Source organism: Pseudomonas frederiksbergensis (assembly GCF_003732705.1).
GTDB classification, from domain to species: Bacteria; Pseudomonadota; Gammaproteobacteria; order Pseudomonadales; family Pseudomonadaceae; genus Aquipseudomonas; species Aquipseudomonas frederiksbergensis_F.
Map to the genome: position 1 here is coordinate 95,208 of NZ_MOBR01000004.1, position 13,029 is coordinate 108,236.

At 59.8% G+C, this 13,029-nt stretch carries 10 protein-coding genes; 7 read left to right on the top strand and 3 right to left on the bottom strand.

The annotated features are described in order from the left end of the window. Positions 1-20: 20 nt before the first annotated feature. The gene (locus BK667_RS02600) at positions 21-377 is read left to right on the top strand and encodes a hypothetical protein (RefSeq protein ID WP_123596716.1); all 357 of its coding nucleotides are present in this window, start codon (positions 21-23) and stop codon (positions 375-377) included. Positions 378-447: 70 nt separating this feature from the next. Then, the gene (locus BK667_RS02605) at positions 448-942 is read left to right on the top strand and encodes a GreA/GreB family elongation factor (protein ID WP_123596717.1); all 495 of its coding nucleotides are present in this window, start codon (positions 448-450) and stop codon (positions 940-942) included. A 189-nt stretch (positions 943-1,131) separates the two neighbouring features. On the opposite strand, the gene ettA is transcribed toward BK667_RS02605, so the two are convergent. Beyond that, the gene (gene ettA, locus BK667_RS02610; RefSeq protein ID WP_123509171.1) at positions 1,132-2,796 is read right to left on the bottom strand and encodes an energy-dependent translational throttle protein EttA; all 1,665 of its coding nucleotides are present in this window, start codon (positions 2,794-2,796) and stop codon (positions 1,132-1,134) included. A 286-nt stretch (positions 2,797-3,082) separates the two neighbouring features. Between ettA and BK667_RS02615 the strand changes: the two genes are divergently transcribed. The 5 genes from BK667_RS02615 to BK667_RS02635 all read left to right on the top strand — a co-directional run bounded on the left by BK667_RS02615 (position 3,083) and on the right by BK667_RS02635 (position 11,586). Beyond that, positions 3,083-6,931 carry a bifunctional diguanylate cyclase/phosphodiesterase gene (locus BK667_RS02615; RefSeq protein WP_123596718.1) on the top strand — a complete coding sequence of 1,283 codons (3,849 nt, stop codon included), beginning with the start codon at positions 3,083-3,085 and terminating at the stop codon, positions 6,929-6,931. Positions 6,932-7,271: 340 nt separating this feature from the next. Continuing rightward, entirely contained in the window at positions 7,272-8,525 is a 1,254-nt protein-coding gene (gene glyA, locus BK667_RS02620; protein WP_123509173.1) for a serine hydroxymethyltransferase, read from the top strand. 277 nt (positions 8,526-8,802) lie between these two features. After that, a complete protein-coding gene (locus tag BK667_RS02625) occupies positions 8,803-10,116 on the top strand; it encodes a C4-dicarboxylate transporter DctA (RefSeq protein WP_123509174.1) in 1,314 nt (437 codons plus the stop codon). A 54-nt stretch (positions 10,117-10,170) separates the two neighbouring features. After that, positions 10,171-10,875 (top strand): FadR/GntR family transcriptional regulator, encoded by a 705-nt coding sequence (locus BK667_RS02630; protein WP_123509187.1) that lies wholly within the window; start codon positions 10,171-10,173, stop codon positions 10,873-10,875. Between the two features lie 24 nt (positions 10,876-10,899). Further along, complete coding sequence (locus tag BK667_RS02635) at positions 10,900-11,586, top strand: GntR family transcriptional regulator (RefSeq protein WP_123596719.1); 687 nt, start codon at positions 10,900-10,902, stop codon at positions 11,584-11,586. Positions 11,587-11,685: 99 nt separating this feature from the next. Here the strand turns inward: BK667_RS02635 and yjiA are convergent, their stop codons facing one another. Then, entirely contained in the window at positions 11,686-12,657 is a 972-nt protein-coding gene (gene yjiA, locus BK667_RS02640) for a GTPase (RefSeq protein ID WP_123596720.1), read from the bottom strand. Between the two features lie 164 nt (positions 12,658-12,821). Further along, entirely contained in the window at positions 12,822-13,019 is a 198-nt protein-coding gene (locus tag BK667_RS02650) for a YbdD/YjiX family protein (RefSeq protein WP_010467494.1), read from the bottom strand. Positions 13,020-13,029: the final 10 nt, after the last annotated feature.

Below are 13,029 nucleotides of genomic sequence, written 5' to 3' on the forward strand. Positions count from 1 at the left end.
CAACCGGCCAGGAGTCTGAGATGTGGCGTTGCGTGGGTGTATTGGGATTGCTGCTGTTGTGCGCGGGTTGCCAGTCGACCCACGAAGATCTGATTGCCAAGGGTTACCCGCCGGCCTTCGCCGATGGATTCGATGACGGTTGCGTCAGTGGTCGTCAGGCGGCCGGGGCGATGACCGGTGAATTCCGCAAAAACGTGCCGCGCTATCTCAAGGACAAGCAGTACGCCGAGGGTTGGAGCGATGGCTTTCGCCAGTGCCAGGCAATGCTGGAAAACCACGATCGCGAGGACTACCGCAGCCACCATTGGGACGACCGCGAAAGAGCCTGGCAGCAGCAGAAAGATCAGGACGCCGCCCGGGCGTTTCGCTCGCCATAAGTCGCTGGCAGACATTCATCGAAACTTAAACCCTGCAAGCATGGCCCAAACCCTATAACGGGAGAAAACCATGAGCCGTGCCTTCGTCAATGAAGATAACGCCGCCGCGCAAGCCGACCAGCCAGTGGAACGGCAGGTCAGCACGCAGCCCAACTACGTCACCCCCGCCGGGCTCGCCCAGCTTCAGGTGAAACTCGCCGAGGTGCAAAACCTGCTCAATGAGCAAAGTGCGAAAGGTGAACTGGCCGACAAACAGCGCCAGGCCGACCTTGAGCGTGACTGGCGGTATTTCAATCAGCGGCTGCAAAGTGCGCAGTTAGTGGTCCCCGCTTCTTCCACCGACAAAGTGCAGATTGGCGCTTGGGTGACCTTTGCCGATGAGCAGGGCAATGAGCAGCGGGTGCAACTGGTGGGTGAGGATCAGGCGGATGCCGCTAGCGGGTTGATTAACTGGGGGTCGCCGTTAGGCCGGGCGTTGCTCGGGGCGCAGGTTGGGGATGAGGTGCTGTGGAAGCGGCCGGCGGGGGATTTGGTGATTGAGGTGTTGGGCATCGATATTCAGTAACCATTCGGCCGCCTTCGCGAGCAGGCTCGCTCCCACAATTGATTTTCAGTGAACTTAAGATTTTGAGCCAATGCAAATCCCCTGTGGGAGCGAGCCTGCTCGCGAAGGCCGCGCCGCGATTTACCTGAATCACACCCATAAAAAAACGGAGCCCCTGAAGGCTCCGTTTTTTATGCAACCAACCCGATATCAGGCCAGTTTCTTATGCCGTACACGGTGCGGCTGGGCCGCCGCTTCGCCAAGGCGCTTCTTGCGATCGGCTTCGTACTCGGAGTAATTGCCTTCGAAGAAGATCGCTTGCGAGTCGTCTTCGTACGCCAGGATGTGCGTCGCGACGCGGTCAAGGAACCACCGATCGTGAGAGATCACAATCGCGGCGCCCGGGAAGTCCAGCAGGGCTTCTTCCAGGGAACGCAGGGTTTCAACGTCGAGGTCGTTGGACGGTTCGTCGAGCAGGAGGACGTTGCCACCCTCCTTCAGGGTCAGGGCCAGGTGCAAGCGACCACGCTCACCACCGGACAGGTCCTTGACGAACTTCTGCTGATCGCCGCCCTTGAAGTTGAAGCGACCGACGTAGGTACGCGACGGGATCTCGTAGTTGCCGATGCGGATCTGATCGGAACCGTCGGAGATTTGCTGGAACACAGTCTTGCTGCCGTCCAGGTCATCGCGGCTCTGGTCGACGCAGGCCAGTTGCACGGTTTCGCCGACTTCGATGCTGCCCGAATCCGGTTGTTCCTTGCCCATCAACATGCGGAACAGCGTGGATTTACCCGCACCGTTACCGCCGATCACGCCAACGATGGCGCCTTTCGGCATGGAGAACGACAGGTTGTCGATCAACACGCGATCGCCGTAGCCCTTGGAAACGTTCTTGAACTCGATGACCTTGTCGCCCAGGCGTGGACCGGCCGGGATGTAGATCTCGTTGGTTTCGCTGCGCTTCTGGAATTCCTGCGATTGCATTTCTTCGAAGCGTTGCAGACGAGCCTTGGATTTGGACTGGCGGGCCTTGGCGCCTTTGCGCACCCACTCCAGTTCTTCCTTCATGGCTTTTTCGTGGGCCGACTGCTGCTTGGATTCGGCAGCCAGACGATCGGACTTGGCTTCAAGCCAACCCGAATAGTTGCCCTCGTACGGGATACCCGCGCCGCGGTCGAGTTCGAGGATCCAGCCAGCGACGTTGTCCAGGAAGTAACGGTCGTGCGTGATCGCTACCACAGTGCCCGGGAAGTCGTGCAGGAAGTGCTCCAGCCACGCGACGGAATCGGCGTCCAAGTGGTTGGTCGGTTCGTCGAGCAGCAGCATGTCAGGGGCGGACAGCAGCAGGCGGCACAGGGCCACACGACGCTTTTCACCACCGGACAGGAATTCGACCTTGGCGTCCCACGCCGGCAGACGCAGCGCATCGGCGGCGACTTCCAGTTGGCGATCCAGGTTGTGACCGTCGCTGGCTTGCAGGATGGCTTCGAGCTTGGCTTGTTCAGCGGCCAGTTTGTCGAAGTCGGCGTCTTCATCAGCGTAAGCCGCATAGACCTCGTCCAGGCGCGCCTGGGCGTTCTTGATCACGCTGACCGCTTCCTCGACCACTTCACGCACGGTCTTGGTCGGATCCAGGATCGGTTCCTGCGGCAGGTAGCCGATGTTCAGCTCCGGCATCGGACGGGCTTCGCCCTCGAACTCGGTGTCGACGCCGGCCATGATTTTCAGCAGCGTGGACTTACCCGAACCGTTGAGGCCGAGTACGCCGATCTTGGCGCCGGGGAAGAACGACAGCGAAATGTTTTTCAGGATTTCCCGCTTCGGCGGAACAACTTTGCCCAGCCGATGCATGGTGAAGACGTATTGAGCCATGGAGAACCTTGGGTCAGTGACAGATGAATGATTGGAGCGCAGGCGAAGCCCGGGCCAGACTGTGCGCGTCTTCCGATTGATAACTATCAATAGGTGCACGCTGAAAAAGTCTGATTCTAGGAGCTGGAACGCCCCCACGTAACCGGCAAAGCTACCTGAATGACCGATGGCAGTCCAGCCGGGAGGGGCTGGCACTTCGCCACAACTCAAGGCATGCTAGCCGCCCTCCGGGCGTCCGGCTTATAGTGCACGTCGCGCCAGTCCAGCCAAACCGCAGGATTTCAGTTTGTCTAATGTCACGCCGCCTCTTTCTACCCGTGCACCGGCTGCCGCGCTCGGCTCCCCCCTGCGCGGAACCCTGAAGGGCGCACTGGCGACACTCGTGCTGTTGCTGCTCGCGCTGCTGTTTTGGCAGCTGCTGGATCAACTGAGCGAAACCCAGAAAAACCAGCGCCAGTACACCATCGACTACACCGCCGACCTGGCCTCGCAAGTCAGTCTGAACATGGCGCTCAACGCGCAGATCGCCCTTAACCTGCTACCGATCGTCGAGCAACCGCAATCCGCCGACGAACAGCAGGCGCTGCTGCGCAAATTGCAGCAGTCGCTGCCCGACCTGCGCAGCCTGGCATTATTGAGCCCCTCCGGCAAAATCCTCAGCGACAGTGCCGCCGACAGCCAGGACGCCGACTACCTCAGCGATCTGGTGCGCCGCAGCCGAGCCCAGGCCCACTATTTCAGCAACGCCGACGATGGCTCCGTGGTGCACCTGCTGCTGCATCAGGCCAGCGGCAGCAGTCGCGGTTATTGGGCCTTGCGCCTGACCCCGACGTTTTTCTCCTCACTGACCAAACAGGGCGAAGCCGGCATCCGTCCGCTGTGGCTGGTGGAAAACCGCATCAATCATCAAATCGTCAGCCGCGATGAAGCCCTGCCCGCCACCCGTCAGGGCACGCTGAGCGACGATGACCTGGCCAACAGCGTACTGACCGTGCCGCTCAGCAGCAGCGACTGGCAACTGCGCGGGCTGTTCGACCGTCAACAGGTACTCGAACAACTGCTGCCGGCGTTTATCGGCAAATGCCTGCTGGGCCTGGCCTTCTCCCTGCTGCCGTTTATCGCCCTGTTGAGCATGCGTCGACGTCAGCGACAGCTGCATGAAGGGCGCCGCCGCTATCAGGACATTTTCGAAGGCACCGGGGTTGCGCTTTGCGTGCTCGACCTGTCTGGGCTGCAAAGTTTTTTCGATAAGACACAGCTCACCAGCAGCGAACAACTGAAGGCCTGGCTCGACGTCCCTGAGCAACGCCAGCAACTGCTGCAAGAATTGCGCATCACCGAGGTCAACCAGGTCGCCCTGCAACTGCTCAACGTCAACTCCTGCGAGCAGGCCTGGAAACTGCTGATCGATGGCAGTCCGCTGGACGGCACCTCCATCGGCAACCCGATGCTGGAAGCCATGCTCAACCAGCAGAAACAACTCGAACTGGAAATCAAACTCCAGGACACCCACGGCCGCGACCAGCACTTGTGGCTGGTGCTGCGCCTGCCGGAAGAGCAACACGACTACAAAGCGGTGATCCTGAGCATCAACGACATCACCAGCCGCAAGCTCGTCGAGCTGTCGCTGCTGGAGCGCGAAGGCTTCTGGTCTGACGTGGTGCGCACCGTGCCGGATCACCTGTATGTGCAGGACGTGATCAGCCAGCGGATGATTTTCAGCAACCACCATTTGGGGCAGACCCTGGGCTACAACCGCACCGAACTGCACCAGATGGGCGAGTATTTCTGGGAAATCCTGCTGCATCCCGAAGATGCCGACTACTACCACCGTTCGCGCCAGAACCAGCGTCAGGCCGGTTTCTCGCAATTGCTGCAATGCCAGCTGCGCTTCCGTCACCGCGACGGCAAATGGCGGCGTTTTGACATTCGCGAACAGGCCCTGGCGCGGGACAAGCATGACCAGGTGACGCGCATCATCGGTGTGGCCAAAGACATCACCGAGCAGATCGAGGCCAGCGAATCCCTGCGTGACAGTGAGCAGCGCTACCGCATGCTCGCCGAAAGCATCAGCGACGTGATTTTCTCCACCGATAACAAACTGTCGCTCAATTACGTCAGCCCGTCGGTGCAAGCGGTACTCGGTTATGACGTGGACTGGATTTTCCAGAACGGCTGGCAATCGACCATCGCCAACCCGCAACAACTGACCGGCATCTACGCGTTGATGGACCGGGTCAGCAAAGCCCTGGATAAACCCGATCAACTGGCGTTATTGCGCAGTCAGGTGCAAACCCAGTTGTTCCTGTTCGACTGCCTGCGGGCCGACGGCCGCAAGATCCCGATCGAGTTGCGACTGGTGCTGGTCTGGGACGAACACGGTGCCTTCGAAGGCGTGCTCGGGGTCGGTCGCGACATCAGCCAGCAGCGCCGCGCCGAGAAAGACCTGCGCATGGCGGCCACGGTATTCGAGCATTCGACTTCGGCGATCCTGATCACCGACCCGGCCGGCTACATCGTCCAGGCCAACGAGGCGTTCAGTCGCGTCAGCGGGTATGCGGTGTCGCAGGTCCTCGATCAGTTGCCGAACATGCTCACCGTCGATGAGCAGCAGGAAGCGCATCTGCGTTATGTGCTCAAGCAATTGCACCAGCACAGCACCTGGGAAGGCGAAGTCTGGCTCAAGCGCCGAAACGGCGAGCATTACCCGGCGTGGGTCGGCATCACGGCGGTGCTCGACGACGAAGGCGATCTGGCCAGTTACGTGTGCTTCTTCAGCGACATCAGCGAGCGCAAGGCCAGTGAACAGCGGATTCACCGTCTCGCTTACTACGACGCCCTGACCCACCTGCCCAACCGCACGCTGTTCCAGGATCGCCTGCACACCGCGCTGCAATCGGCGGAACGGCAGAAGTCGTGGGTGGTGCTGATGTTCCTCGACCTGGACCGTTTCAAACCGATCAACGACTCCCTGGGCCACGCCGCCGGCGACCGCATGCTCAAGGAAATGGCCACGCGCCTGCTCGGTTGCGTCGACGATGACGACACCGTGGCGCGCATGGGCGGCGATGAGTTCACGTTGTTGCTGCAACCGCGGATCAACCGAGAAGTGGCGCTGAATCGGGCGATTCATGTGGCGGAACAGATTCTCGCCAGCCTGGTGAAACCGTTTGTGCTGGAAGGTCGCGAGTTCTTTGTCACGGCCAGTATCGGCATCGCCCTGAGCCCGCAGGACGGCAACGAACTCAGCCAGTTGATGAAGAACGCCGACACCGCGATGTATCACGCCAAGGAACGCGGCAAGAACAACTTCCAGTTCTATCAGGCTGACATGAACGCCAGCGCCCTGGAGCGTCTGGAGCTGGAAAGCGACTTGCGCCATGCCCTGGAGCAGGACGAATTCGTGCTGTATTACCAGCCGCAATTCAGCGGCGACGGCAAACGCCTGACCGGCGCTGAAGCCCTGCTGCGTTGGCGCCATCCGCGTCGCGGGCTGGTGCCGCCGGGGGATTTCATCCCGGTGCTCGAAGAACTCGGGTTGGTGGTGGATGTCGGCGACTGGGTGATCAGCGAGGCCTGCCGTCAGCTCAAGACCTGGCATCAGGCCAAGGTGCGGGTGCCGAAGGTGTCGGTGAACATCTCGGCGCGGCAGTTCTCCGATGGTCAGCTCGGCACGCGCATCGCCAACATCCTCAAGGACACCGGCCTGCCACCGGCGTGTCTGGAGTTGGAGCTGACCGAAAGTATCCTGATGCGCGAAGTCAGCGAGGCGATGCAGATTCTCGCCGGGTTGAAAAACCTGGGCCTGAGCATCGCAGTCGATGACTTCGGCACCGGTTATTCATCGCTCAACTACCTCAAGCAATTCCCGATCGATGTGCTGAAAATCGACCGCACCTTCGTTGATGGCCTGCCGTCGGGCGAGCAGGATGCGCAGATTGCCCGGGCGATTATCGCCATGGCCCACAGCCTGAACCTGGCGGTGATCGCCGAGGGCGTGGAAACCCACGAGCAACTCGACTTCCTGCGTGAGCATGGTTGCGATGAGGTTCAGGGGTATCTGTTCGGGCGGCCGATGCCGGCGAGCCGGTTTGAGGCGCAGTTCAGCAATGATGCGCTGTTCATGTTCGATTGATCGGAGCTGTTGGCTCCAATCAATCGAACATGAACAGAGCTGCAAGCTTCAAGTGGCAAGCTACAAGTAAGAGCAAATCGGCTTTTTCTTGATCGTTCCCACGCTCTGCGTGGGAATGCAGCCCGTGACGCTCCGCGTCACATGCCGAAGCGGACGCAGAGCGTCCAGTGAGGCATTCCCACGCAGAGCGTGGGAACGATCACTGGTTATCGGCCAGCATGATCACCGCTGATCCCGTCATGAAGCCCACTTGTCTGCGACATGATGTCCTTTCATATGCCATCTAAAACCCATTGGGTTAGAATGCCCCCCTTTTCTGCCCCGATCCTTGAGGACCGCCATGTTCAGCCGTGATTTGACTATTGCCAAGTACGACGCCGATCTCTTTGCCGCCATGGAGCAAGAAGCTCAGCGCCAGGAAGAACACATTGAGCTGATCGCTTCGGAAAACTACACCAGCCCTGCGGTGATGGAAGCTCAAGGCTCGGTACTGACCAACAAGTACGCCGAAGGCTACCCGGGCAAGCGCTACTACGGTGGTTGCGAGTTCGTCGACGTGGTCGAGCAACTGGCCATCGACCGTGCAAAAGAACTGTTCGGCGCCGATTACGCCAACGTTCAGCCGCACGCCGGTTCCCAAGCCAACAGCGCCGTTTACCTGGCCCTGCTGCAAGCTGGTGACACCATCCTGGGCATGAGCCTGGCCCACGGCGGTCACCTGACCCACGGCGCCAGCGTTTCCTCCTCCGGCAAGCTGTACAACGCCGTTCAGTACGGTATCGATGCCAATGGCCTGATCGACTACGACGAAGTTGAGCGTCTGGCCGTTGAGCACAAGCCAAAAATGATCGTGGCCGGTTTCTCTGCCTACTCGCAGATCCTCGACTTCCCGCGTTTCCGTGAAATCGCTGACAAGGTTGGCGCCTACCTGTTCGTTGACATGGCCCACGTGGCCGGTCTGGTCGCCGCTGGCGTCTACCCGAACCCGGTTCCATTCGCTGACGTCGTGACCACCACCACCCACAAGACCCTGCGCGGTCCACGTGGCGGTTTGATCCTGGCTCGCGCCAACGCCGACATCGAGAAGAAGCTGAACTCCGCCGTATTCCCGGGCGCCCAGGGTGGCCCGCTGGAGCACGTGATCGCCGCTAAAGCGATCTGCTTCAAAGAAGCGCTGCAGCCTGAGTTCAAGACTTACCAGCAACAAGTGGTGAAGAACGCCAAGGCCATGGCCGGCGTGTTCATCGAGCGCGGTTTCGACGTGGTTTCGGGCGGTACTGAAAACCACCTGTTCCTGCTGTCGCTGATCAAGCAGGAAATCTCCGGTAAAGACGCCGACGCCGCTCTGGGCAAAGCGTTCATCACCGTGAACAAGAACTCCGTGCCAAACGACCCACGCTCCCCGTTCGTGACCTCCGGTCTGCGTTTCGGTACTCCGGCCGTGACCACTCGTGGCTTCAAAGAAGCAGAGTGCAAAGAGCTGGCTGGCTGGATCTGCGACATCCTGGCTGACCTGAACAACGAAGCGGTGATCGACGCCGTTCGTGAGAAGGTCAAGACCATCTGCAAGAAACTGCCGGTGTACGGCGCTTAATTGCACCGCTAAACCGCAGCGATAAAAAAACCGGTCAGTGATGGCCGGTTTTTTTTCGCCTGCATTTTTTCCGAATGGCGAAAAGGCTCAAGGCCGGGCTCTTGGGCTTAACTGGTAAGACCGGTCATGCCAATAGATGAATTTTCACTTGCGATCAGTTTAAAACAGCGCCTAGACTGCGCCTGCACTGGACATACCGGTAAGACCACAATAATTAAGTCCTGAATCTGATGCGCTTTAGCGTACGGCAGCCAGGACACCGACCAGGATTCCTCCCATGCTCAGATGGTGCTCGCGTTCAATCTTCCTTCAAGTGGTTCTCGGACTGGTGCTCGGCATCGTCTGCGGGCTGACCCTTCCCGAATACTCCGCACAGCTCAAACCCCTGGGCGACGGCTTCATCAAACTGATCAAGATGCTCATCGGCCTGATCGTGTTCTGCGTGGTAGTCAGCGGCATCAGTGGCGCGGGCGATCTGAAGAAGGTCGGGCGCATCGGCCTCAAATCGGTCATCTACTTTGAAGTGCTGACCACCATCGCCCTGGTGATCGGCCTGGTGTTCGCCTTCAGCACCGGGATCGGCAGCGGCGCGAACATTCATCTGGACCAACTGGCCAAAGCCGACATGGGCGATCTGGCCCAGCGCGGCCAGCAAATGCACACCACCACGCAGTTTCTGATGGATCTGATTCCAACGTCTGTGATTGGCGCCTTTGCCGACAACAATATCCTCCAGGTCCTACTGTTCTCGGTGCTGTTTGGCAGCGCGCTGAATCTGGTGGGCGAAGCGGCCTCGGGTATTTCCCGGCTGATCAACGAACTCAGCCACGTGATCTTTCGCATCATGGGCATGATCGTGCGCCTGGCGCCGATCGGCGTATTCGGCGCCATCGCCTTCACCACCAGTAAATATGGCCTGGATTCCCTGCAACACCTGGGCAGCTTGGTTGGCCTGTTTTACCTGACCTGCGCCGCGTTCGTGTCGCTGATTCTCGGCCTGGTGATGCGCCTGTCCGGCCTGCGCATGTGGCCGCTGCTCAAGTACCTGCGTGAAGAGTTGCTGATCGTGATGGGCACCGCCTCGTCCGACGCCGTGCTGCCACAGATCATGCGCAAACTCGAGCATCTGGGCATCGGCAGTTCCACGGTCGGGCTGGTGATTCCGACCGGTTACTCGTTCAACCTCGACGGCTTCTCGATTTACCTGACCCTGGCCATCGTTTTCATCGCCAACGCCACCGGCACGCCGCTGGCCATGACCGACTTGCTGACGATTCTGCTGGTGTCGCTGATCACCTCCAAAGGTGCCCACGGTATCCCCGGTTCGGCGCTGGTGATTCTGGCGGCAACCCTCACGGCGATTCCGGCGATTCCGGTGGTCGGCCTGGTGCTGGTGCTGGCGGTGGACTGGTTCATGGGCATCGGCCGGGCGCTGACCAACCTGATCGGTAACTGCGTCGCCACGGTGGCCATTGCCCGATGGGAAAAAGACATCGATGTGCAACGGGCGAACAAGGTGCTTTCCGGCCAGGTGGGGTATACCTTCCAGCCGAGAAAACCGGTGGCCCCGGCCCATCAACAGGAATTTTGAATCGGCGCGAGCCTGCCACGAGGCAGGCTCCCAGCCTTATCCATGGAGCAAACCGTGATTACCACTTCAACGGTCGTCAATTCAGTCGTAGAAAAACTCCGGGCCGCGCTGGCCCGTGGTCAGTGGCGCTCCGGCGAAATGCTGCCGGGCCAGCGTGAACTGGCCGAACAACTGGGCATCAGCCGCCCGAGCCTGCGCGAAGCCGTGATCGTGCTGGAAACCCTCGGCCTGGTGCGCTCGATGCCGGGCAAAGGCGTGGTAGTACTGGAGGCCAACCTCAGCGACAGCCAACGCCACGACAGCGCAGTGGCCGGCGCGAGCCTGGAAGACGTGCTGCAACTGCGCTACACCCTGGAGCCGTTCATCGTCGGGCTGGTGGCGCAATCGATCAGCAGCAAGGAAGTCGGGCAACTGCGCCTGACCCTGATGGACATGCGCGAAGCCCTGGAGGCCAACGACAGCGAAGCCGGGGTCAACGCTTACATTGCGTTCCACGAAGAGCTGTTCACCCTGACCTCGAACCCGATCTTCCAGAGCGTGGTGCAACAAACCAGCAACGCCCTCAAGCAAAGCGCCGAGGTGCTGCGCAATTCGCCGGAGCATCTGGCCGAACGCCTGGAAGAAAACGAAGCCGTGGTGCGCGCCATCCGCAGCAAGAACAGCGCCCAGGCCAGCGCCGAAATGCGTCGGCACATCCTGCGTGAAGGCCAGCGCATGGGCATCGAACTGAACATTCCGGACGACAACCTCGGCAGTTGAATCCGCTTGAACTGGAGACAAGCCATGAACAGCTTCGCCTCACCGCCAACACTCGGCGCCCTGCCCTTTCCTCGGCGGGCGGATGATCTCTATTCGCGGGTTTTCGACGCGATTCTCGAACAGCGCATCGATGTGACCAGTCGCTTTACCGAAGAAAGCCTGGCGCAAATGTTCAGCGCCCGGCGCAGTGACATTCGCGGTGTGCTGATGCAGTTGTCTCATCAACAAGTCATCGTGCTGCGTGCGAACCATCGGCCCCGGGTTGCCGCCCTTGACTGCGAGCAAACCCGGCAGATGTTGCATGCGCGGCGGCTGACGGAAATCACCTTGGTACGCCTGGCCTGCCAATCGCGCTCACAGGATTTGAAACCGCTGCGGGCCTTGATCGAAAGCGAACGCCACTGCACGGCCGGCGGGTCGGCCATTCGCTTATCTGGAGAATTTCATTTGCGCTTGGCGGAAATGGCCGGGAATGCACCGTTGGCGCATTTTCTGGGCAGTCTGGTGCCGCTGACCTCATTGGCGATTGCGCAGTTTGGGGTGCATTTGGAGGGTTATTGCGTTTGGCATCAGCATCAGGCGATTCTGGAAGCGGTGGAACGCGGTAATGCAGTGAAGGCTGAGGACTTGCTGGGCCAGCACCTGGATTATTTGGAGGGGATTTTGCTGAACTCCGAATCATCGATCAGTCGAAATCGTGTTGCCGGTTAGATCGTCTTCGCGGGCAAGCCTCGCTCCTACAGGTATATCGCCGTCCTTGTAGGAGCGAGGCTTGCCCGCGAAGGCGTCATCACTGACACACGAAAGGCTTCAATCCGCCGCCACCCGCGCAAACCCCTCGCGAATTTTCTCTTCCGGCAAATCATCGGCAATAAACACAATCACACTCTCTCGCGCCTCGCCCTCGGCCCATTCGGTATCCCAGTCGAAGCCATACAACTTCAGCACCCCCTGAAACACCATGCGTCGCGGCTCGCCAACGATGCTCAACACACCTTTGTAGCGCAGCAGTTGCTTGCCGTGGTCTTCCAGCAGTTCGTTCATGAACTCGCTGAGCTTGTCGAGATCCAGCGGCTGATCAGTACGCAGCACCAGGCTGGAAATACGGTCGATGGACGGCGCCTTGCTCACTGGCCGCAAACTCATGCCACCGCCGAGGTCGGCGTTGAGGTTGAAACCGCGTACATCGAGCAATTCAGCCAGGTCGATTTTGCCGTGTTCGACTACGCGAATCGGCGCGCGACGGTTGATGCGGGTCAGGCGTTCACTCAACGCGGTGAAGGTTGGCTCGTCCACCAGATCCCGCTTGCTCACCAGCAGCCGATCAGCAAAACCAATCTGCGCCTGGGCGATGGTCTGGGTCAGGTGGGTGTCGGCGTGGGCCGCGTCCACCAGGGTGATGATGCCGTCGAGAATGTAGCGCTCGCGCAGTTCTTCATCGATAAAAAAGGTTTGCGCCACGGGGGCCGGGTCGGCCAGGCCAGTGCATTCGATCACCAGACGATCGAAGGCGATTTCACCGCTGTCCAGGCGTTCGAGCAGCAGGTACAGGGCTTTGGTCAGGTCGGTGTGAATGGTGCAGCAGACGCAGCCGTTGGACAGCGTCATCACTTGCACCGGCTCGTCGCCCAACAGTTGGGTGTCGATACCGGCGTCGCTGAATTCGTTTTCGATGACGGCGATTTTCAGGCCGTGCTCGGCTTTGAGCAGATGGCGCAGCAGCGTGGTTTTACCCGCGCCGAGGAAACCGCTGAGGATCGTTACCGGGATGGGAGAGGACAACTCAAACCTCCTGTTTCAAACATTTTAGAAAACAACACAAAAACAAATGTGGGAGCGGGCTTGCTCGCGAAGGCAGTGTGTCAGTCAGCATAAATGTTGAATGACACACCGCTTTCGCGAGCAAGCCCGCTCCCACAGGGGGATTGCATCAACCTGAGATCAGGTTAACAACACTTCGGCCCACCCTTGCCACCGTAACGCGCTTCCTGACGTTCCCGGAAGAACATCTCGTAGCTCATCATCGGTTTGTCCGGGTGTTTGGTCTGCATATGCTCGACGTAATTGTCGTAGTCGGGCATGCCGACCATCAGGCGCGCAGCCTGACCGAGGTATTTACCGAGGCGACTCAGGTCATTGAACATGTTTGCAATC

Bases quoted from the DNA above. Each gene is read 5' to 3' on its own strand.
- ettA (WP_123509171.1), bottom strand. From the start codon at position 2,796: ATGGCTCAATACGTCTTCACCATGCATCGGCTGGGCAAAGTTGTTCCG.
- BK667_RS02635 (WP_123596719.1), top strand. From the start codon at position 10,900: ATGAACAGCTTCGCCTCACCGCCAACACTCGGCGCCCTGCCCTTTCCT.
- BK667_RS02600 (WP_123596716.1), top strand. From the start codon at position 21: ATGTGGCGTTGCGTGGGTGTATTGGGATTGCTGCTGTTGTGCGCGGGT.
- glyA (WP_123509173.1), top strand. From the start codon at position 7,272: ATGTTCAGCCGTGATTTGACTATTGCCAAGTACGACGCCGATCTCTTT.
- BK667_RS02650 (WP_010467494.1), bottom strand. From the start codon at position 13,019: ATGTTCAATGACCTGAGTCGCCTCGGTAAATACCTCGGTCAGGCTGCG.
- BK667_RS02605 (WP_123596717.1), top strand. From the start codon at position 448: ATGAGCCGTGCCTTCGTCAATGAAGATAACGCCGCCGCGCAAGCCGAC.
- BK667_RS02625 (WP_123509174.1), top strand. From the start codon at position 8,803: ATGCTCAGATGGTGCTCGCGTTCAATCTTCCTTCAAGTGGTTCTCGGA.